Below are 21,086 nucleotides of genomic sequence, written 5' to 3'. Positions count from 1 at the left end.
CGAAAGTCGGCAATGTGGCAAACTCCCTTCGGGCCAAAGGGTCCGATGGGGGTTACTCATGAGCAAAGTAAATGCCGCGCGACTACGGGAGCCGGCTGCCTGGATCATGCTCGTCACCGGGCTGCTGGACGTGGTCCTGTCGATCGGCCACATCCTGATCGGCTCGGGCAGCTCGCTCGGCGGCGGGTTCGCCGACCGTGCCGCCGCGAACATGCTGGGCCTGACCAGCCCGGTCGTGACCGCGCTGCTCGTGGGTGCCGTGCTGCTCGTGACCAGGGCGGGCGAGCGCTCGTCCAAGGCCAGGACCATCGCCTACGGCTCGGCCGCCGGCCTGCTGCTCGCCGCCGTGTTCGGCGCGCTGGCGCTGGTCGTCGGGCTGTTCGCCGGGGGCGGCTTCCGTGGGGTCGTCGAGTACGTGCTCACCGGCGTGCCCACGCTCGCGCTGACCGTCGTCGCGCTGGTCTACCTGCTCCCCGAGGTCCTGCCCGACCGTTCCGCCATCCCCACCCTCGACGGGTACGGCCGCCCGACCACCCACTACGGCCAGCCCCAGCAGTTCGGCCAGTCCGACCAGTCCCCGTACGGCCGCCCCCAGCAGTTCGGCCAGCCGGACCAGCCCCATTCCCCCTACGGGCAGCCGGACCAGCCCGCCTACGGCCAGCCCGACCAGCCCTCCCAGCCCGCGTACGCGCAGCCGCACGCCGCGCCGACCCCCTACGGCCAGCAGCCCGCGCTCGCCCAGCTTCCCCCGGGCCAGGACGCCCAGTCCGCCGCCCCCGCCCCCCAGCCCGCCTCCTCCGGCTACGCCCCGCAGCCCCCTTCGGGCCAGCAGACCCCGGGCTACGCCGCCCAGCCTTCTTCCTCCGGCTACGAGCCCCAGCCCGCCTCCTCGGGGTACGCGCCCCAGCCGCCCTCGGGCCAGCAGGCGACCGTCGCCTTCGGCCAGCAGACGGCCAACAGCCAGCAGGACCAGCAGGCTCCCTTCGGCCAGCCGGACCAGCAGGCTCCCTACGGTCAGGACCAGCAGTCGGCGTTCGGCCAGCCGGACCAGCAGGCTCCCTTCGGCCAGCAGCACGGCTACGGTGCCCAGGCGCCGAGCCCCGGCGGGCAGCCCGGCGGCGGATACGGCCAGCAGCCCCCGAGCTACGGCGGCCACCCCGAGCCCTCCACCCCTGGTTACGGCCAGTCCGAGCCCTCCACCCCCGGCTACGGCCAGCCCGCCCCCTCCGCTGCCGCCTTCGGCCAGCCAGACCCCTCGGGCTACGGTCAGTCCGCGCCCGGCTTCGGCCAGCACGACGCCACCGCCCCCGGCTACGGCCACCAGCCCGAGACCGCCGTCCCGCACGCGGCCGAGGCGCCGTCCCCCTACGCCCCCCAGGCCCCCGAAGCCCAGCCCGCGTACGGCCAGGCCCAGCCCCAGCAGCCCGCCTACGGCCAGCCCGACCAGACGCCGTTCGGCCAGCCTTCACAGGGCCAGCCGGACCAGTCCCCGTTCGGCCCGCCGTCTCCAGGTCAGCCCGACCAGACCCCCTTCGGTCAGCCGTCTCAAAGCCAGCCGGACCAAACTCCTTTCGGTCAGCCGTCTCAAAGCCAGCCGTCCCAGGGCCAGCAGTCCGAGGCCGCCTTCGGTCAGCCGTCCCAGGGCCGGCAGCAGTCTGACCAGGTGCCCTTCGGCCAGCAGCCCTCCCACGGCCAGCAGCCCGAGCCGTACCAGCAGCAGCAGCCCTACCAGCCGGCCAGGGCCGCGCTGCCCGCCGCGTCCACCGACCAGCCCACGCGCCAGCCCGAGCCGCCGTTCCCCCCGGCGCCCGAGCGCCCGTACGGCCCGACCGACCAGCCCTTCGGACACCCCCAGAGCCAGGCCGGGCAGCCGGGCGCGCAGCCGGGCGCGCAGCCGGACCAGGGCTTCCCGCCGCAGAGCTTCGGCCAGGACCAGGGGTACGCCGCACCGGCCTACACCCCGTCCGAGACGCTCCCCGACTCCGGCTACCAGCCGCCCGCCGGCGAGTACACCCCCGCGCCGTACGTCCCGGCCGACAGCCAGCCCAGCGCGTACGGCCAGGCCGGCTACCCCACCCCCGACAACCCGTACGCCCCGAGGGACGGCTCCCAGAGCGCCTTCGCCGACCAGGCGTACCCCAGCGGCGAGACCAGCCCGAGCGTCCCGTACCCGCAGGCGGAGCAGCAGCAGCCGTACCTGGACCGCCAGAGCGCCTTCGACCAGCAGGGCGGCCAGCCGTTCACCGGCTACTCCGGCCACGAGTACGCCACCCCCGCCTACCAGGAGCCGGACCCGCCCGTGGACCCGCGCTCCCAGCAGCTCCTGGACGCCTACCAGCAGGCCGAGACCTACCAGAGCTCGACGGCCGGCCAGCCCGACCTGAGGGTCCCCGACTACGGCGGCCAGCCGGCCAGGCCGTACGACGACCCCTTCGGCCACCCGCAGCAGGGCCAGCCCTACCAGCAGCAGCAGAACGCGTACGAACCCCGGCAGGGCCAGTACGAGCCCCCGACCTACCGCCCCACCCACCAGGCCCCGGCCGGGTGGAGCGAGGCGCAGGGCGAGTCGACGATGCGGCTCGACCCCTCGCAGTTGGGGGACGCCCTGGGCGCCCAGAACCGCCCGGGTGACGACCCAATCGACCCAACGGCCATATACACGCCCAACGAGCCACGCAGGTAACGGACCGGCAAACGACGGCTAGAGAGAAGGTGGCCCAAAGGGCGGGCGTCTACCCCGCCCTGGTACGGTTCCGACCGCTGACAGCGTTGAACGAACCGGGTCGAAGCCTTGCTGTGCAGGGGGCCTCGGCCTGGTGCGAACACCACATGCCGAGCACACCGGGGCGAGAGTCGGTCTTTCCCCGGATACCGTCATGCCGCTTGACGTCACGTACGGCACGCGCGTGTAATTACAACCATGTTGTTACGCCTTCCCGTGGGTGGGTAGGAGGAAGGCGTCCATGGGGGGCTCCATTGCGGGCGGGCGGCAGGGAGGTGTGCAGTGACCGATCCGGTCATCGCACAGGATCAGCTTGACGCTGAAGAACTCGGATGGCAGGAGCGTGCGTTGTGCGCGCAGACCGATCCGGAGGCGTTCTTCCCGGAAAAAGGCGGCTCCACCAGAGAAGCCAAGAAGGTCTGTCGATCGTGTGAGGTCCGTGCCGAGTGCCTGGAATACGCACTCGAACACGATGAGCGATTCGGCATCTGGGGTGGGTTGTCGGAGCGGGAGCGCAGACGGATCAAGCGCCAGGCCGTTTAGGGGATATGAGCGAAAGGGTCACGCGGTAGCCCGCGTGACCCTTTTTCGCGTGTGGTCACACCTGTAGGGTGGGCGCGCCTGATCAACGCTGGAGTCGCCCGCCCATGACCCGTCCCCTCGTCACCGCGATCGTCGTCGCCCATGATGGCGGGCGCTGGCTGGGGGAGACGTTGCGCGCGCTGGCCGGTCAGAGCCGCAGGCCGGAGCGCGTCGCCGGGGTGGACAACGGCAGCAGGGACGGCTCGGCCGACCTGCTCGCGCAGACGCTCGGCGCGTCCAACGTGCTCGCGCTGTCGCGCTCGGCCTCGTTCGGCGACGCGGTGGCGGAAGTGCTGGACAAGCTGCCGCCGTGCGGCCAGAACGAGTGGCTCTGGCTGCTGCACGACGACTGCGCCCCCGACCGGCGGGCGCTGGAGGCCCTGCTGACGGCGGCCGAGCAGGATCCCAAGGCGGCGGTGCTCGGCCCGAAGCTGCGCGACTGGCTCGACCGCAGGCGGCTGCTCGAACTGGGCGTGACCGTCGGCCTCACCGGGCGCAGGGACACCGGGCTGGAGCCGCGCGAGTTCGACCAGGGGCAGCACGACGGCACCCGGGAGGTGCTCTCGGTCTCCACGGCGGGCATGCTGGTCCGCCGCGACGTCTGGGAGCGGCTCGGCGGCCTCGACCCGCTGTTCCCGCTCTTCCGCGACGACCTCGACCTGTGCTGGCGGGTACGCAACGCCGGCCACCGGGTGCTGGCCGTGACCTCGGCGGTGGCCTGGCACGCCGAGGCGGCGGCACGCAGGCGGCGGCGGATCACGGTCAGCGGCGACCATCCGCGCAGGCTCGACCGGCGGAACGCGATGTTCGTCATCATGGCGAACCTGCCGTTCCGCGTGATGTTGTGGGCGCTGATCCGGAATCTGGCCGGTTCGGCCCTGCGCACGCTGCTGTTCCTGGTGGGCAAGCAGCCGGCGAACGCGCTGGACGAGATGGTGGCGCTGGGGTCGATCCTGGTGCACCCGTTCCGGCTGCTGAAGGCGCGCAGGGCCCGCCGCGACGGCCGTAAAAAGGGATTTATCCGTATAAAGCGGTTGCTGACGCCGCCGGGGGGCGCCTACCGGCGGCTGGCCGACATGGTGCAGAGCTTCCTCGCCGGCGAGGGCCCCGTGGACTCCGCCGGCCGCCACCACCACCACTCCGCCGCCGAGGACGACGAGGAGAGCACGCCGGCGGACACCGGCGCGGTCAAGGGCTTCCTCAGGCGGCCCGGCGTCGTCCTCATGCTCGCCCTCACCGTGATCTCGCTGGCCGCCGAACGGTCGCTGCTCGGCGGCGACCGGCTGGGCGGCGGCGCGCTGGTCCCGGTCACCGGCGGCGCGGGAGACCTGTGGCGGTTCTACACCGAGGGCTTCCACGACATCGGGCTCGGCTCCACCGACTGGGCGCCGCCGTACGTGGCGCTGCTGGCGCTGGCCTCGACGCCGGCGCTGGGCAAGACGTGGCTGGCCGTGTCCGTGCTGCTGCTCGGCTCGGTGCCGCTGGCCGGGGCGTCGGCGTACCTGGCGACCCGGCACGTCATCCCGGCGGTGCCCGCGCGGGCGTGGGCGGCGGGGACGTACGCGCTGCTCCCCGTCGCGACCGGTGCGATCGCGTCCGGGCGGCTCGGCACGGCGGTGGTGTTCGTACTGGTCCCGGTGTACGCCGCGCTCGGCGCCACGCTGCTGTCCGGCGAGCGGCGCCGTGCCCGGCGCGCGGCCTGGGCGCTGGGGCTGCTGCTGGCCGTGGGGACCGCGTTCGTCCCGCTGGTGTACCCGCTCTTCGCGGTGCTCGGCGTGCTGGCCGCCGTCGCGTACGGCGGGGTGCGGCGCGGCGTGGTGACCTCCATGGTGATCGCGCTCGCGGTGCCCGTCGCGCTGCTGCTCCCGTGGCTGGCCGGGCTGGTCACGGACCCCGGCCGGATCCTGCTGGAGGCGGGCCTGCACGATCCCGCGCTGGTGGAGGCGGGGCTCGCGCCGGAGTCGCTGCTCGCGCTCAGCCCGGGAGGGCCGGGGCTGCCGCCGTTCTGGGTGACGGCCGGGCTGGTGGTGACCGCGCTGGCCGCGCTGCTGATGCGCCGCCAGCGGATGATCGTCGCGATCGGCTGGGGCATCACGCTGTACGGCGTGCTGGCGGCCATCCTGGTCGGCCGGATCGAGGTCGAGGGGGCGCGGGCCTGGCCCGGCGTGCCGCTGGCGTTCGCGGGGACCGGGCTGCTGGTGCTCGTGGGCCTGACCGCGCACCGGCTGGCCGAGCTGCGGGCCGGCGGCGGGCTGCGCAAACTGGGCGCGACCCTGGTGGTGGCCGCCGCCGTGAGCACGCCGATCCTGGCCGCCGGGTACTGGGTGGCGTACGGGGTGCGCGGCCCGCTGACCGGCGACGCGCCCGAGGTGCTGCCCGTGCTGGCCACGTGGAGCACCCGGCACGGCGAGCGCACGCTGCTGATCAAGGGGGACGCCTTCACCGTGCTGCACGGCCGTACCCCGTTGATCGGCGAGGCCGAGCTGCCGGTCGCGTCCGAGGGGCGGACGAAGGTGGCGGTCGCGGCGCGGGGCCTGGTCGGCGGGCGCGGCGGCACGGACGCCGCGACGCTGGCCCAGCACGGGATCGCCATGGTGGCCGTGGCCGCGCCGGTGCCGCCGCGGCTCGCCAGGTCGCTCGACTCGCAGCCGTCGTTGCAGCGCATGAGCCTGTCGGAGGCGGGCGGCCTGTGGCGGCTGGTCGAGCCGGTCACCCGGGTGCCCGCCCGGCCCGCGGACGTCCTGCACACGCCCTGGTTGTGGACCCAGGGCGCGCTGGCCCTGCTCGTACTGGCCCTGGCCATGCCGGGACGCCGGGCGAGCGGCGCGGTCGAGGGCGTCGAGGTGCCCGTGCCCGTGGGAGCGCGATGAAGGCGTTCGTGGAGAACAGGTTCGGCCTGCTGGTGCTGGTCGTGGTGGCCCTGTCCGCCCTGTACGGCGTCGCGTTCGTCACCCGCCCGGCCGCCGTCCCGCCCAGGGCCGAGGGGCCGCGGAAGGTCGCCGTCGAGTCGGTGACCGCCGTCTGCCCCGGCGCCAAGGGCGCGCGGATGAACGTCTACCTGCCCGGACGCCTGTCCCACGAGGTCATGAAGAACGCCCAGTCGTACGTGACGAACGGCCCGGGAGCGCTCGAAGCCGGATACACCACCCGGGTGACCTCGGGCGCGGCACGCGGGCTGTCCGGGGTGCGCTGCACCGAGCCGGCGCAGTCCGCCTGGCTGGTCGGCCCCGGCCCGGCGGCGGCCGACGTGATCCTGCACCTCACCAACGCCGACAAGGCCCCGGCCCAGGCCGACGTCGAGGTGTACGCGGCCGAGGGCCTGGTCTCCGGCGACAGGGGCCGCGGCCTGGAGATCGCGCCGGGCGAGCACAAGGAGATCGACCTCAGGACGCTCGCGCCCTCGGCGGACGTCATGGCCGTCGGCGTCACCACCGTCTTCGGCCGGCTCGCGGTGGCGGCCAGGGCGTCGATGCAGGCCGGCGGCGTGGACTGGCTCCCGCTCGCCGCGCCCCCGGCCACCCGCGTGGTGGTGCCCGGGATCCCCGGCGGCGGCGGGAAGCGCGAGCTGCTGGTCGCCGCCCCCGGCGAGAGCGACGTGTCCGTCCAGGTCAAGGCGGTCAGCCAGGACGCCGAGTACGCGATGAAGGGCCGCGAGACCATCGACGTGCCCGCCGGCAGCGTGGTCGCCCTGGACGTGACCACCGGGATCGGCGGCGAGCCGGCCGCGCTCGTGCTCACCGCGCCGGAGCCGATCGTGGCCGGGCTGGTCGTCACCGGCACCGGCCTGCGGCAGGACGTGGCGTTCACGGCCGGCACGCCCGCGCTCGACCTGGGCAGCGCGGTCGCGGGCAACGGGCCCGGCACGCGGCTGCTGTTCACCGCGCTGGGCGGCCCCGGCGAGGTCAGGGTGCAGGAGGTGCCCGTGAAGGGCGCGGCGGGCCGGCCGTACGACGTGGCGGTGCCCGCCGGGCGGACCAAGGAGGTGCGGCTGCGCGGCAAGGGCGAGTTCGCCGTGGTCGTCACGCCCGTGTCGGGCCAGGTCTACGGGGGCCGGGTCATCGAGGAGCGGCAGAAGGACGGGCTGCTCGTCACGGCCCAGCCGCTCGCGCCCGCGCGCATGTGGACCATGCTGCCCGCGCTGACCGACAGCGCCCGCGTCGTGCTGCCCTGACGCGGGCCGGTCGGGCCGGTCGGGCCGGGTCAGCGGCGGTCGTCGTAGCCCGGGTCGACGGTCTCGGGGGCGAGGCCGAGCAGGGTGGCGACCTGCTCGACCACCGTGTCGTGCACCATCGCGCCGAGGGTGTCGCGGTCGCGGGCGCGGGCCTCAAGGGGGCGGCGGTAGATCACCACGGAGGCGGGCGACTGGCCGCTGGCCGCGTCGGCCCGGCCGAACGGGATGGGCTCGGTGCCCATGCTCGGGCCGTCGCCCAGCTCGTTGAGCGGCGGCACCTCCTCGACCGCGAACTCCACGGCGGACAGCTGTTTGTCCCATCGGGGCCGGAGCCGGTCGACCGCGTCGAGCACGAGGTCGTCGAAGCGCTCGCTGCGGGACCGGGCCATGGGGACGTGGGAGGGGGCGAGGGGGCCGCGCAGGCCACGACCGTGGCGATCGCGCCGTCTGGGACCGCGCTTTGGAGTCACCGACCAAGTGTAAGGGCACCTGCCCGCGACCCCCCGGAACCCCACCCCGCGTCGCCGCGGTCGAACGGCTCGGTCGCCTCGCCCTCGGCCGACGGTCGATCAACCGACGCGGAAAGCAGGGCGCGGCCGGTGTGGCGTCGACGGCGACGGGGCAAGGTTGTCCCTCAGGCGCGCGCATCGGTCATGTGGGTGGAAAGCCTGCGACAGGTGTCCGAATTGTGGCGACACGCTCGTTAAGAGCGCTCAGATAGTGGCGCCTCGCACTCTTACCAGATACGGTCCCTCCGTGAGCCCCGTCCGCCGCTGTTCCCGCACCGCTTGCAGCCAGCCTGCCGTCTTCACGCTCACGTACGTATACGCCGACTCGACCGCAGTTCTCGGCCCTCTGGCGACGTACGCCGAGCCACACTGTTATGACCTGTGCGCCGAACACGCCGAGCGGCTGACCGCTCCCCGCGGCTGGGAGGTCGTCCGGCTCCCCACCGATGGCAACTCACCCAGCTCGGACGACCTTGAGGCGCTGGCCAACGCCGTCAGGGAGGCCGCCAGGCCCACCCCGTCCGGCAGCGGCGAGCCGGTCGGCCAAGGCGTCGAGGTCGGGCGCAGGGGCCACCTGCGCGTTCTTCGGTCGGCCCAGCAGCACCGCGACCGGTAGGCTCGTTTCACACGACAAACGACCTAGGGGCGGAGCTGGAGAGAGTGGGCGACCTCGCCAAGATCTTCAAAGCGTACGACGTTCGCGGGGTGGTTCCCGGCGAGCTCGACGAGCCGATCGCCGAGGCCGTGGGTGCGGCGTTCGTGGAGGTGACCGGGGCCGCGTCCGTCGTGGTCGCCCATGACATGCGCGAGTCCTCCGTGCCGCTGGCCGACGCGTTCGTCAGGGGCGCCCGCTCGCGCGGGGCCGACGTCGTGTTCGCCGGGCTGGGCTCCACCGACCTGCTCTACTACGCCAGCGGCAGCCTGGGCCTGCCCGGCGTGATGTTCACCGCCAGTCACAACCCGGCCCAGTACAACGGGATGAAGATGTGCCGCGGCGGCGCGGTGCCGATCGGCGGCGAGACCGGGCTGGGCGAGATCCGCGACCGCGCGGCCGAGCTGGTGGGCGCCACCGCCACCCCGACCGGGTCGCTGATCGAGAAGGACCTGCTGTCCGGCTACGCCCACCACCTGCGCTCCCTCGTCGACCTGTCGGCGATCCGGCCGCTCAAGGTGGTCGCCGACGCGGGCAACGGCATGGCCGGCCACACGGTCCCGGCCGTGTTCGAGGGCCTGCCGCTGGAGCTGATCCCGCTCTACTTCGAGCTCGACGGCAACTTCCCCCATCACGACGCCAACCCGCTGGAGCCGCAGAACCTCCTCGACGTGCAGCGGGCCGTCGTCGAGCACGGCGCCGACCTGGGCCTCGCCTTCGACGGCGACGCCGACCGCTGCTGGGTGGTCGACGAGCACGGCGCGTCCGTCTCGCCGTCGGCCGTCACCGCCCTGGTCGCCACCCGTGAGCTGGCCAAGAACCCGGGCGGCACGATCATCCACAACGTGATCACCTCGCTCGGCGTGCCCGAGATCGTCCGCGAGCACGGCGGCACGCCCGTGCGCACGCGCGTCGGCCACTCCTTCATCAAGGCGGAGATGGCCCGCACCGGCGCGATCTTCGGCGGCGAGCACTCGGCCCACTACTACTTCCGCGACTTCTGGTTCGCCGACTCGGGCCTGCTCGCCGCGATGCACGTGCTGGCCGCGCTGGGCGAGCAGGACCGCCCGCTGTCCCAGGTGGTGGCGGCCTACTCCCGCTACCACGCCTCCGGCGAGCTCAACAGCGCGGTCGCCGACCAGGGCCAGGCGCTGGCGCTCGTGCGCGCGGCCTTCGAGGGCCGCGGCGAGGTCGACGAGCTCGACGGGCTGACGATCACCGGCCCCGACTGGTGGTTCAACGTGCGCGCGTCCAACACCGAGCCGCTCCTCAGACTGAACGCCGAGGCGGCCGACGAGAGCAAGATGCAGGCGATCAAGGACGAGGTCCTCGCCATCGTGGGAAGGGTGTCATTGTGAAGATCGACGACTGGCTGCTGGAGATCCTGGCCTGCCCGGCCTGCAAGGCGCCCCTGCGCGCCGAGGCCGAGACCGAGGAGCTGGTCTGCACGGACTGCGGTCTGATCTACCCCGTGCGCGACGACATCCCCGTCCTGCTGGTCGATGAGGCAAGGAAGCCGTGACCTGGGAGCCCGGGCGGCTCGATGACCAGCAACACCTCACCGCGGCCGATCCGGGCGGCATGCTGCTCGCGGTCGCGGCCTCGGCCGCCCAGGTGCGCACGGGTCGCCGTGCCGCGGTCGAGGCCGGCCTCGACCGCCTGTCCGCCCAGGGCCGCCCGCGGGCCGTCGTGGTCGCGGGCATGGGCACGGCGGGCCTGACCGGTGACATCCTCGCGGCGGTGTGCGGCAACGGCGTGCCGCTGCCGATCGTGACGCTGCGCTCCTACCAGCTCCCGGGCTGGGTCGGCGCGACCGACCTGGTCATCGCCGTGTCCGCCAGCGGCGACGAGGAAGAGACGGTCTCCCTCGCCGTCCAGGCCGTCCGGCGGGGGTGCGGGCTGCTGGCCGTGTGCCCGCCCGGTTCGCCGCTGGAGGCCGTGGCCGTGCAGGCGTCGGCGGTGCACGTCCCGGTGCGGCCCGACGGTCCGTCCCGGGCCGCGCTGTGGCTGCTGACGATCCCGGTGATCGTGGCCGCGTCCGCGCTCGGGCTGGTCACGGCCGAGCCCGAGGTGTTCGAGCGGGTGGCCGCGACCCTTGAGGACATCGCCAACCGTTGCCGTCCCTCCAGCGAGTCCTTCGTCAATCCGGGTAAGTCCCTTGCCATGGATCTGGCCGAGAGCATCCCCATGATCTGGGGTTCTTCGCCGGTGGCCCGCGCGGCGGCGTACCGGCTGGCCTCCCAGCTCAACGAGAACGGCAAGTACCCCGCCATCTTCGGCGAGCTGCCCGAGGCCGCGCACAACCAGGTGGCGGCCCTGGAGGGGCCGCTGGCCGAGCGGGACATCTTCGCCGACACGGCCGGGCCGACGCTCAGGCTCGTCATGCTGCGCGACGTCGAGGAGCATCCCCAGGTGACGCGGCAGCGCGAGGCGTCGCTGCGGCTCGCGCACGACCGCGACGTGCCGGTCAGCGAGCTGACCGCGGAGGGGGTGCATCCGCTCGAACGGCTGGCCACGCTCGTCGGCCTGGCGGACTACGCCGCCACCTACCTGGCCCTCGGCTACGCCGTCGATCCGACGCCTGTGGCCACGATCACTGAGCTTCGGGCCAGGATTTCCCAATAGGATCCCATGTCAGGGTCTTTTTAGGTGATCTTTATGAGCGGAGACGACCGGTGAGCGCGAGTGGTGGCACGAAGGCAATCATTGCGGCGCTGAGCGCCAACCTGGCGATCGCGGTGGCGAAGTTCGTGGCGGCGTTCTTCACCGGGTCGTCCTCGATGCTGGCCGAGGGCATCCACTCCGTCGCCGACTCGGGCAACCAGCTCCTGCTGCTGATCGGCGGCAAACGGGCCCAGCGGGCCAGCGACAAGGCCCACCCCTTCGGCTACGGGCGCGAGCGTTACTTCTACGCGTTCGTGGTCGCCGTCGTGCTGTTCACGATCGGCGCGGTCTTCTCGATCTACGAGGGCTGGCACAAGATCTCCGCACCGGCCGAAGTCGACAAGCCGATCTGGGCGTTCGCGGTGCTGATCTTCGCGATCATCGCCGAGGGCTTCTCGTTCCGTACGGCGGTCAAGGAGTCCAACCCGCTGCGCGGCAAGCAGTCGTGGTTCGCCTTCATCCGCCGTTCCAAGTCGCCCGAGCTGCCCGTCATCCTGCTGGAGGACCTGGGCGCGCTGCTCGGCCTGATCTTCGCGCTGTTCGGCGTGACGATGGCCGTCGTCACCGGCGACGGCGTCTGGGACGGCATCGGCACCCTCATGATCGGCGTGCTGCTGGCCGTCATCGCGATCGTGCTGGCCGTCGAGACCAAGTCGCTGCTGCTCGGCGAGGGCGCGTCGCCCGAGGTCGAGGAGCAGATCCGGGCCGCGCTGGAGGGCGCGCCCGAGGTGGCCAGGATCATCCACATGCGCACGCTGCACCTCGGCCCCGAGGAGCTGCTGGTGGCCGCCAAGATCGCGGTCGAGCACGACGACACGGCCGGCGAGGTGGCCCGCGGCATCGACGAGGCCGAGCGGCGCATCCGCGACGCCGTGCCGATCGCGCGGGTGATCTACCTGGAGCCCGACCTCGACCGGCTGCGCACGACGGCCGGCTGACGCTCTAGCCCCGGGGCCGCAGCAGCCTCAGGGCCTTCTCCTTCTCGAAGTCCAGGGCCCTGCGCGGCACCTGGATGCGGCCGATGCGCACGCCCAGCTCGCGCACGGCCGCGGCCACCTGCGGCTCGCTCAGCACGCGCAAGGCGAAGGCCAGTTCGGCGGGCGAGACGTCGAACCGCTTCTCCAGCTCCACCCCCTGCGCCACGGCGGCCAGTTCCTCAGGACCGAATCTGCGGTGCGCGCCGCGCTCCCGGACCGGCGGCAGCAGCCCCAGAGCCTCCCGGTATCGGAGCATTCGAGGGGACATGCCGAGCCGCTTGGCTGCTTCCGTGATGCGCATCCTTACATTCTTACGTCAGTTTCGCTGTCTCGGAGATGCGGGGCTGCCCGAGCGCCGCCTAAACTCGTCCGCGACACCAATCGTGACGCGAGGGGAACCCGATGGACTTCAAGGTCGCCGACCTTTCACTTGCCGACTTCGGCCGTAAGGAGATCCGGCTCGCCGAGCACGAGATGCCCGGCCTCATGGCGATCCGCAAGGAATACGCGGCCTCCCAGCCCCTCCGCGGCGCGAAGATCATGGGCTCGCTGCACATGACGATCCAGACGGCCGTGCTCATCGAGACGCTGGTCGACCTCGGCGCCGAGGTCCGCTGGGTGAGCTGCAACATCTTCTCCACCCAGGACCACGCCGCCGCCGCGGTCGTCGTCGGCCGCGAGGGCACCCCGGAGGACCCCAAGGGCGTCCCCGTGTTCGCCTGGAAGGGCGAGACGCTGGAGGAGTACTGGTGGTGCACCGAGCAGGCCCTCACCTGGCCGAACGGTGACGCCCCCAACATGATCCTCGACGACGGCGGCGACGCCACGCTCCTGGTCCACAAGGGCGCCGAGTACGAGAAGGCCGGGGCCGTGCCCCCCGCCGGCGCCGACGACCCGGAGGAGTGGCACGTCATCATCGACCTGCTCACCCGCACGGTCGGCGAGGACAAGCGCTGGACGCGCATCGCCGAGAGCATCAAGGGCGTCACCGAGGAGACCACCACCGGCGTGCACCGTCTCTACGAGATGCACAAGAACGGCCAGCTCCTCTTCCCGGCGATCAACGTCAACGACTCGGTCACCAAGTCCAAGTTCGACAACAAGTACGGCTGCCGCCACTCCGTCATCGACGGCCTCAACCGCGCCACCGACGTGCTCATCGGCGGCAAGGTGGCCGTGGTCTGCGGCTACGGCGACGTCGGCAAGGGCTGCGCCGACGCGCTGCGCGGCCAGGGCGCCCGGGTCATCGTCACCGAGATCGACCCGATCTGCGCCCTCCAGGCGGCCATGGACGGCTTCCAGGTCACCACGCTGGAGGAGGTCGTCGGCATCGCCGACATCTTCGTGACCGCCACCGGCAACTTCAACATCATCACCGCCGAGCACATGGCGAAGATGAAGCACCAGGCGATCGTCTCCAACATCGGCCACTTCGACAACGAGATCGACATGGCCGGCCTGGCCAAGCTGCCCGGCATCGAGCGCATCACCATCAAGCCGCAGGTCGACGAGTGGGTCTTCGCCGACGGCCACTCGATCATCGTGCTGGCCGAGGGCCGCCTGATGAACCTGGGCTGCGCCACCGGCCACCCCAGCTTCGTCATGTCCAACTCCTTCACCAACCAGGTGATCGCGCAGATCGAGCTGTTCACCAAGACGGCCGAGTACCCGACCGGCGTCTACACGCTGCCCAAGCACCTCGACGAGAAGGTCGCCCGCCTCCACCTCGACGCGCTCGGCGTCAAGCTCACCGAGCTGACCAAGGAGCAGGCGTCCTACATCGGCGTGCACGTCGAGGGCCCGTACAAGTCCGACCACTACCGCTACTGATCGGCAGGGCGGCTCCGGGAGGGGGGTCCCTCCCGGAGCCGCTTCTTCTCGCGAGGGGCTGGGCATGGATCTCTGGGAAAGCGGCGAGCGGCAGATCTCCTGGGCCGCGCGCTCGATGCCGGTGCTGACCGCCATCGGTGAGCGGTTCGCGCTCGAACGGCCGCTGGACGGGCTGAAGATCGCGGCCTGCCTGCACGTCACCGCCGAGACGGCCGTGCTCATGGGCGCGTTGAAGGCGGGCGGCGCCGAGATCGCGCTGGCCGCCTCCAACCCGCTGTCCACGCAGGACGACGTGGCCGAGGCGCTGCGCGCGTACGGGATCGCCGTGCACGCCCGTGCCGGGGTCGATCGCGCCACCTACTACCTGCACATCCATCAGGCCCTCGACCTCGGGCCCGACCTCGTCCTCGACGACGGCTGCGACCTGGTGAACATCCTGCACACCGAGCGCACCGACCTGCTCGACGGCGTGAGCGGAGGGTGCGAGGAGACCACGACCGGCATCATCCGGCTGCGGCAGATGGCCGCCGAGCAGGCGTTGCGGTTCCCGGTCGTGGCCGTCAACGACACCCGTACGAAGCGCATGTTCGACAACCGGTACGGCACCGGGCAGTCCACGCTCGACGGGATCATGCGGGCCACCAACACCATGCTCGCCGGCCGTACGGTCGTGGTGGCCGGGTTCGGGTTCTGCGGGCGCGGCGTGGCCGAGCGGGCCAAGGGGCTCGGCGCCAGGGTCATCGTCACCGAGATCGACGCCGTCAAGGCCCTCGACGCCACCCTCCAGGGCTACGAGGTGCGTCCCATGGCCCAGGCGGCCATGATCGGCGACCTGTTCATCACCGTGACGGGCAACCGGGACGTCATCAGGGCCGAGCACCTGTCGGTCATGAAGGACGGCGCGATCCTGGCCAACGCCGGCCACTTCGACGTGGAGATCGACGTACGGGCCCTCGACGAGATGGCGCACGAGGTGCATCGAGGGGTGCGCCCGAACACCGACGAGTACGTCATGCCCGACGGCAGCCGCCTGCTGCTGCTGGCCGAGGGCCGCCTGGTCAACCTGACCGCCGCCGAGGGGCACCCGGCGGCCGTCATGGACATGTCGTTCTCCGCGCAGGCGCTGGCCGTGGCCTGGCTGGCCGGGCAGCGGGCGGGCCTCGTGCCCGGCGTGTACGACGTGCCGGAGGAGATCGACCACGAGGTGGCCAAGCTCAAGCTGGCCGCCGCCGGCATCGGCATCGACACGCTGACCCCCGAGCAGGAGGACTACCTCCACTCCTGGCGGGTCGGCTCCTAGCCGGGCTCCCGGCAGGCTCCTAGAGCGCCGCCTGCATCTCCTGCATGCGGCGGATCTCGGCCGTCTGGGTGACGCTGACGTCCGTGGCCAGCTCCTCGATCTTGATGTGCGAGCCGCCGGTCAGGACCTGGTCGGACATCTCCAGCGCGCCCAGATGGTGTTTGATCATCAGCTCCAGGAACAGCCGGTCGAAGTCCTTGCCGGTGGCCGCCTTCAGCTTGGCCATCTGCTCGGGCGTGGCCATGCCGGGCATGTCGCCGTGCGCCGCGTGATGGTCGGGGACCTTCTGGTCCTGTTCCTTGAGCCAGGTGGACATGAACTGGATCTCCGGGCCCTGGGCCGCCTTGATCCGGTCGGCCAGGCTCTTGAGCTTGACCGAGTCCGCCCTGGTGGGAGCCAGGATCGCCATGTCGAGGGCCTGCCGGTGATGGACGATCATGTCCTGGACGTACGTGATGTCGGCGGCGTTGGCCGTGGGCGCGGGGACGGCGGTGGCCGCCTCGCCGGGAGGCAGCGTGCGGGCCTGCTCGCCCGGACGGCCGGGGGCCAGCACCGGTGCGGTGGAGTCGGCCCGCGGCGCGGAGGACGCGCCGGAGGAGCAGCCGGACAGGGCAATCAGCGTGCCCGCGATGACGATGAGCGCGCCGCGCACTCGGCCTCCTGACTGGCTCGGGACGAGAATGCGGACTCTAGGCCATGAATCGCCCGAGGGAAAGAGGGCGAAACGGAACAAGATTTGACACATTGGACGCTGGCCAGGTCCGAGGGCCGTGAGCGACGATAACGGAGATTTATGCCCCCTTTATAGGAGGACCACGGAGTGTTCACCCCCCGCAGGGCCCTCATCCTGGTCGCCGCAGTCGTTGCGGCAACGGGCGCCACCCTGCCCGCCCAGGCTGCGGACATCCCGGCTCCCGGCGAGATCGTCATGAGCTCCAACATCACGCACGTCGCGAACGTGCCCAAGCCGGAGGCTCTGTCCGACATCCACACGGACATGGCCTTCCAAGGCGACTACGCCTTCGTCGGCAACTACTACGGCTTCTCCATCTACGACATCAAGCACCCGAAGAAGACCTCGCTCGTCAGCTCGGTCGTGTGCCCCGGCGGCCAGATGGACATGTCCGTCTACGGCGACCTGCTGTTCGGTTCCGTCGACTCCTCGCGCAACAACGACTCGTGCAGCAGCACCTCCCAGAGCGCCTCCGTCAAGGAGTCGTGGGAGGGCATGCGCATCTTCGACGTCAGCGACAAGTCCAACCCCAAGTACATCAAGTCGGTCGAGACGAACTGCGGCTCGCACACGAACACGCTGGTGCCCGACCCGGCCGGCAAGAACGTCTACATCTACGTCTCCTCCTACGGCCCCAGCGCCAGCTACCCCGACTGCCGGCCGCCGCACGACCTGATCTCGATCATCAAGGTCCCGCTGGACAACCCGACCGCCGCGGCCGTCGTCGCGACGCCGAACCTGTTCCCCGACGGCGGCAACCCCGGCCTGCCGCTGCCGTACCCGAACGGCAAGTCGGCCACCACCGGCTGCCACGACATCACCGCCTACCCCGAGAAGGGCATCGCCGCGGGCGCCTGCATGGGCGAGGGCATCCTGCTCGACATCTCCAACCCCGAGCAGCCCAAGGTCACCGCGAAGGTGCGCGACGACGTGAACTTCGCCTTCTGGCACTCGGCCACGTTCAACAACGAGGGCACGAAGGTCGTCTTCACCGACGAGCTGGGCGGCGGCAGCCGGGCCACCTGCAACGAGGCCATCGGCCCGAACAAGGGCGCCAACGCCTACTACGACATCGTCGGCGGACAGCTCGTGTTCAAGGGCTACTTCAAGATCGCCCGCCACCAGGCCGACACCGAGAACTGCGTCGCCCACAACGGCTCGCTGATCCCGGTCAAGGGCCGCGACGTCATGGTGCAGGCGTGGTACCAGGGCGGCATCTCGGTGGTGGACTTCACCGACTCCGCCCACCCGCAGGAGATCGCCTACTTCGAGCGCGGGCCGGACGAGACCGCCCCGCCGCTCGACGGCGGCTTCTGGTCGGCGTACTACTACAACGGCTACATCTACGGCTCGGACTTCAACCTGGGCCTGGACGTGCTCAAGCTCAACGACCCGCGGACGAACCAGGCCAACAGCGTCAAGATGGGCCTGCTGAACGCGCAGACGCAGGGCTCGTACCCCGAGCACGGGCGCGGCGTCCCCGGCGGCAGGTGACCCCGCGCCGCCGGCTCACTGCGGCGGCGCGAACCCGCCCGGAGTCGCCTTCGGCGGCTCCGGCGCGGGCCCCGGCTGAGGCCGGTAAGGCGCCTGCGGGGGTCGAGGCGCCTGCGGGTACGGCCCTTGCGCCGGATGAGGCGCCTGCGGGTACGGCGCCTGCTGCTGGTACGGCCCCGGCTGCGGGTACGGCGGGTACGGCGGGTACGGCGTCGCCCGTGGCGCGGATCCGGCTCCCAGGGCGGCGGCCTGGCGCGCGAAGCGGGCCTCCTCCCGCCGCCGCCGCTCGGCCAGCACCGCGCTCAGGTACGCGTGCGGCGGCACCCCCGCGGGCGCGGCCGGCGAGACGAAGGCCGTCGTCTGCCGCGCGATGCGCATCCCCATCTCGTGCTGGACCTGCGGCGTGAGGTCGTGCCAGCGCATCAGGTACTGGCGGGCGGCCTGCGCCACCTCCTCGGGAAGCTGGGAGAGCTCCAGGGTGGCGGCCCAGGCGGCCAGCGGCGGCGGCATCAGGATGGCCTGCCCGCTCTCGCGCGGCGCCCGGTCGGAGATCACGATGGTCCCGGCGAAGACGTCGCCGAGCCGCTTGCCCCGCTGCGAGACCAGTGACGAGATCAGCGCAGGCGCCCCGGAGAACATCCAGAACTCCACCAGCCCGGCCAGCCCGCGGAACAGCGCCTGCCGGAACCGTTCCGGGCTGCCGTCGTCGGCGACCACCCGGAGGCCGAGCGCCAGCTTGCCGAGGCTGCGCCCCCTGCTGAGCGTCTCGAAGAGCACCGGATAGCCGATCATCACCAGCACCAGCAGCACGATCATGACCGCGCCGAACATGGCGTCGTCCGTGACGATCGCGAACGCGCCCAAGAGCATGTACGCGCCGATCAGTACGATGACCTGCACCGCCATGTCGATGACGATCGCCACCGCGCGCGAGGGCATCTGGGCCACCCGCACCTCGACGACGACGGCGTCCCCGGTCACAACCTCTGACATATGTGGAGCCTAACGGCAATGCCGCACTGATCGAGCGGCCACAATGGTCGGGTGGACATCGACGCGTTCATCACAGCACACCGTCCCGTCTGGGACCGGCTCGACCACCTGGTCAAGAACCGCTCCTCGCTGACCGGCGCGGAAGTGGACGAACTGGTCGACCTCTATCAGCGGGTGTCCACGCATCTGTCCATCGTGCGCTCCTCCTCCCGCGACGCGATGCTGACCGGACGGCTGTCGGCCCTGGTCGCCAGGGCCAGGTCGGCGGTGACCGGCGCGCACACGCCCGCCTGGCGGGAGCTGGTCAGGTTCTTCACCGTCTCCTTCCCCGTGGTCGCCTACCGGGCGCGGTGGTGGTGGCTGTCCGCGGCGCTGGCCAGCATCGCGGTCGCGTGGGTGCTGGGGGCGTGGGTGGCCGCCAACCCCGACGTGCAGGCGTCGATCGCCTCGCCCGACGAGATCGCCCAGCTCGTCGACCACGACTTCGCCGACTACTACTCCGAGCACCCCGCCGCCTCCTTCGCCGGCCACGTGTGGGTCAACAACGCCTGGGTGTCCGCCCAGGTCATCATCTACGCCATCCTGCTCGGCATCCCCATTCCCTACATCCTTTACAGCAACGCCGCGAACGTCGGCGTCTCGGCCGGGCTGATGGCCTCCAGGGGCAAGCTGGACATCTTCTTCGGCCTGATCACACCGCACGGCCTGCTGGAGCTGACCGGCGTCTTCCTGGCGGCCGCCGTCGGCCTGCGCCTGGGCTGGACGGTGATCGACCCCGGGCCGCGCAGGCGCCTGGAGGCGCTGGCCGAGCAGGGCAGGGCGGTGATGAGCGTGGCGCTCGGGCTGGTCGTGGTGCTGTTCGTGTCGGGGCTGATCGAGGCGTTCGTGACCCCGTCGGGACTGCCCACGGCCGTGCGGGTGGGCATCGGGGTGCTCGCCGAGGTGGCCTTCCTGGCGTACGTGATCGTCTTCGGCCGCAGAGCCCTGCGCGAGAACGAGACCGGCGACGTCGAACGCGCTCCCGACGTCGCCCCCACCGCCTAAAGCCGGCCCGCGGCCTTCAACGCCAGGTAGGCGTCCGCCAGCGCGGGCGCGATGTCCTCGGGCGGCGCGTCCACGACCTCGACGCCGTGCCGGCGCAGCCTGGCCGTGATGCGCCTGCGGGCGAGCTGGGCCTGCTCGGCCGCCGCCGCGTCGTAGACCTCCTCGGTGCTGCCGCGCCTGGCCGCCATGGCCGCCACCCGGGGGTCGGACACGCCCGCGACCAGCACCAGGTGCCGCGAGGAGAGCTGGGACAGCACCGGCATCAGGCCCTCGTCGAGCGCCGCCGCGTTGAGGTCGGTGAGCAGCACGACCAGGCAGCGCCGCTTGGCCCGGGACAGGACGGCGGCCACCATGCCCTGCCCGTCGGCCTCGACCAGCTCGGCCTCGATCGGCGCCATCACGTTGACCAGCGACGACAGCAGCTCGGTACGGGACGCGCCGCTCACCCACGCGCGCACCGCCCGGTCGTAGGCCAGGAAGTCGACCTGGTCGCCGGCCCTGGCGGCGAGCGCGGCCAGCAGCAGCGCCGCGTCCATCGACCAGTCGAGGCGCGGCCAGCCGGGGGCGGGCCGCGGGTCGGGACGTACCAGCAGCCCAGGGCCCTGCGCGGCGGCCCCGGCCAAGGGGACCGGCGCGTCGCCCACCCGGCCGGCCGACGTGCGGCCGGTGTCGAGCACGATCAGCACCCGCCGGTCGCGCTCCGGCCGCCACGTGCGCACGACCACGTCGTTGCGGCGCGCGGTGGCCCGCCAGTCGATGGACCGCACGTCGTCGCCCACCACGTACTCGCGCAGGGAGTCGAACTCGGTGCCCTGCCCGCGCACCAGCGCCGGGTGCCGGCCGTCGAGCTCGCGCAGCCGCGCCAGCCTGGACGGCAGGTGCTTGCGGGACAGGAACGGCGGCAGCACGCGCACGGACCAGGGCGAACGGTGGCTGCCCTGGCGGGCGGCCAGGCCGAGCGGCCCGACCGAGCGCACGGTCACCGCCACCGACGACCGGTCGCCGCGCCTGGTCGGGTTGAGCGTGACCACGATCCTGCGCCGCTCACCGGCCGGCACGTCGAGCGCGGCGACCCGGGGTTCGGCCCCGGCCGAGGGCGGCCAGGCGTCCCTGATCCGCCCGCGCACCCGCCGGCGGCCCGGGTTCTCCACGATCAGCTCGACCGTGGCCGTCTGCCCCAGGCGTACGAGCGTGTCCCCCGAACGGTGGAGCCGCAGGGGCCGTACGGCGCCCGCGAACACCAGGTCCACGATGATCGCGGCGGCCAGCAGCAGGCAGACCCCGGCCAGCGCGGCGCCGGGCTGCGGCGCGAGCAGCACCACCACGATCCCGGCCGCGGCGATCAGCCCGGCGCGTCCCGTCAGAGCCATCGGCGCCTCCCGGACGACACCGCCGCGGACCTCTCGCGTTCGTCG

18 protein-coding genes are annotated in these 21,086 nt (G+C 72.2%); 13 read left to right on the top strand and 5 right to left on the bottom strand.

Annotation, left to right across the window (positions count from 1 at the left end):
* Window positions 1-58: 58 nt before the first annotated feature.
* From ACIHAD_RS02975 to ACIHAD_RS02960, 4 genes are all read left to right on the top strand, one after another.
* Window positions 59-2,683: a hypothetical protein gene (locus ACIHAD_RS02975; protein WP_397352632.1), complete on the top strand. Its 2,625-nt coding sequence runs from the start codon at window positions 59-61 to the stop codon at window positions 2,681-2,683.
* A gap of 321 nt (window positions 2,684-3,004) precedes the next feature.
* A complete protein-coding gene (locus tag ACIHAD_RS02970; RefSeq protein ID WP_020546325.1) occupies window positions 3,005-3,265 on the top strand; it encodes a WhiB family transcriptional regulator in 261 nt (86 codons plus the stop codon).
* 104 nt (window positions 3,266-3,369) lie between these two features.
* Complete coding sequence (locus ACIHAD_RS02965) at window positions 3,370-6,174, top strand: glycosyltransferase family 2 protein (protein WP_397352631.1); 2,805 nt, start codon at window positions 3,370-3,372, stop codon at window positions 6,172-6,174.
* Entirely contained in the window at window positions 6,171-7,475 is a 1,305-nt protein-coding gene (locus ACIHAD_RS02960; RefSeq protein ID WP_397352630.1) for a DUF5719 family protein, read from the top strand. The genes ACIHAD_RS02965 and ACIHAD_RS02960 overlap by 4 nt, the downstream gene beginning before the upstream one ends.
* Window positions 7,476-7,504: 29 nt before the next feature.
* Here ACIHAD_RS02960 and ACIHAD_RS02955 read toward each other — a convergent pair whose 3' ends face one another.
* Window positions 7,505-7,864, bottom strand: a complete 360-nt coding sequence (locus tag ACIHAD_RS02955; protein WP_357702700.1) for a metallopeptidase family protein — start codon at window positions 7,862-7,864, stop codon at window positions 7,505-7,507.
* Window positions 7,865-8,231: 367 nt separating this feature from the next.
* Here ACIHAD_RS02955 and ACIHAD_RS02950 point away from each other — a divergent pair, with 367 nt between their 5' ends.
* From ACIHAD_RS02950 to ACIHAD_RS02930, 5 genes are read left to right on the top strand one after another with little or no spacing between them, the layout of a single operon-like run.
* Window positions 8,232-8,600 carry a DUF3499 domain-containing protein gene (locus ACIHAD_RS02950; protein ID WP_352323386.1) on the top strand — a complete coding sequence of 123 codons (369 nt, stop codon included), beginning with the start codon at window positions 8,232-8,234 and terminating at the stop codon, window positions 8,598-8,600.
* A gap of 44 nt (window positions 8,601-8,644) precedes the next feature.
* A complete protein-coding gene (locus ACIHAD_RS02945) occupies window positions 8,645-9,994 on the top strand; it encodes a phosphomannomutase/phosphoglucomutase (protein WP_397352629.1) in 1,350 nt (449 codons plus the stop codon).
* Window positions 9,991-10,158 carry a Trm112 family protein gene (locus ACIHAD_RS02940; RefSeq protein WP_352323388.1) on the top strand — a complete coding sequence of 56 codons (168 nt, stop codon included), beginning with the start codon at window positions 9,991-9,993 and terminating at the stop codon, window positions 10,156-10,158. The genes ACIHAD_RS02945 and ACIHAD_RS02940 overlap by 4 nt, the downstream gene beginning before the upstream one ends.
* Window positions 10,155-11,261 (top strand): SIS domain-containing protein, encoded by a 1,107-nt coding sequence (locus ACIHAD_RS02935; protein ID WP_397352628.1) that lies wholly within the window; start codon window positions 10,155-10,157, stop codon window positions 11,259-11,261. Before ACIHAD_RS02940 ends, ACIHAD_RS02935 begins: the two co-directional genes overlap by 4 nt.
* A gap of 50 nt (window positions 11,262-11,311) precedes the next feature.
* The gene (locus ACIHAD_RS02930; RefSeq protein ID WP_397352627.1) at window positions 11,312-12,238 is read left to right on the top strand and encodes a cation diffusion facilitator family transporter; all 927 of its coding nucleotides are present in this window, start codon (window positions 11,312-11,314) and stop codon (window positions 12,236-12,238) included.
* Window positions 12,239-12,242: 4 nt separating this feature from the next.
* Here the strand turns inward: ACIHAD_RS02930 and ACIHAD_RS02925 are convergent, their stop codons facing one another.
* The gene (locus ACIHAD_RS02925) at window positions 12,243-12,578 is read right to left on the bottom strand and encodes a MerR family DNA-binding transcriptional regulator (RefSeq protein WP_397352626.1); all 336 of its coding nucleotides are present in this window, start codon (window positions 12,576-12,578) and stop codon (window positions 12,243-12,245) included.
* Window positions 12,579-12,679: 101 nt separating this feature from the next.
* On the opposite strand from ACIHAD_RS02925, the gene ahcY reads away from it, so the two are divergent.
* Both ahcY and ACIHAD_RS02915 read left to right on the top strand, forming a co-directional pair.
* Window positions 12,680-14,107, top strand: coding sequence for an adenosylhomocysteinase (ahcY, locus tag ACIHAD_RS02920; protein WP_397352625.1), 1,428 nt, complete (start codon window positions 12,680-12,682; stop codon window positions 14,105-14,107).
* A 64-nt stretch (window positions 14,108-14,171) separates the two neighbouring features.
* Window positions 14,172-15,407, top strand: coding sequence for an adenosylhomocysteinase (locus ACIHAD_RS02915; protein ID WP_397352623.1), 1,236 nt, complete (start codon window positions 14,172-14,174; stop codon window positions 15,405-15,407).
* Window positions 15,408-15,426: 19 nt separating this feature from the next.
* On the opposite strand, the gene ACIHAD_RS02910 is transcribed toward ACIHAD_RS02915, so the two are convergent.
* A complete protein-coding gene (locus ACIHAD_RS02910; RefSeq protein ID WP_397352622.1) occupies window positions 15,427-16,059 on the bottom strand; it encodes a DUF305 domain-containing protein in 633 nt (210 codons plus the stop codon).
* A gap of 168 nt (window positions 16,060-16,227) precedes the next feature.
* Here ACIHAD_RS02910 and ACIHAD_RS02905 point away from each other — a divergent pair, with 168 nt between their 5' ends.
* Window positions 16,228-17,634 carry an LVIVD repeat-containing protein gene (locus tag ACIHAD_RS02905; RefSeq protein ID WP_397352621.1) on the top strand — a complete coding sequence of 469 codons (1,407 nt, stop codon included), beginning with the start codon at window positions 16,228-16,230 and terminating at the stop codon, window positions 17,632-17,634.
* A gap of 15 nt (window positions 17,635-17,649) precedes the next feature.
* Here ACIHAD_RS02905 and ACIHAD_RS02900 read toward each other — a convergent pair whose 3' ends face one another.
* Window positions 17,650-18,627, bottom strand: coding sequence for an RDD family protein (locus ACIHAD_RS02900; RefSeq protein ID WP_397352620.1), 978 nt, complete (start codon window positions 18,625-18,627; stop codon window positions 17,650-17,652).
* A 51-nt stretch (window positions 18,628-18,678) separates the two neighbouring features.
* On the opposite strand from ACIHAD_RS02900, the gene ACIHAD_RS02895 reads away from it, so the two are divergent.
* Entirely contained in the window at window positions 18,679-19,671 is a 993-nt protein-coding gene (locus ACIHAD_RS02895) for a stage II sporulation protein M (protein ID WP_397352619.1), read from the top strand.
* On the opposite strand, the gene ACIHAD_RS02890 is transcribed toward ACIHAD_RS02895, so the two are convergent.
* Complete coding sequence (locus ACIHAD_RS02890; RefSeq protein ID WP_397352618.1) at window positions 19,668-21,041, bottom strand: DUF58 domain-containing protein; 1,374 nt, start codon at window positions 21,039-21,041, stop codon at window positions 19,668-19,670. The genes ACIHAD_RS02895 and ACIHAD_RS02890 overlap by 4 nt on opposite strands.
* Window positions 21,042-21,086 lie beyond the last annotated feature (45 nt).

This window comes from Nonomuraea sp. NPDC052265 (assembly GCF_044547985.1).
Classification (GTDB): Bacteria; Actinomycetota; Actinomycetes; order Streptosporangiales; family Streptosporangiaceae; genus Nonomuraea.
Note: the sequence above shows the minus strand (reverse complement) of the source record. Positions and strands in the feature narration are given on the sequence as shown.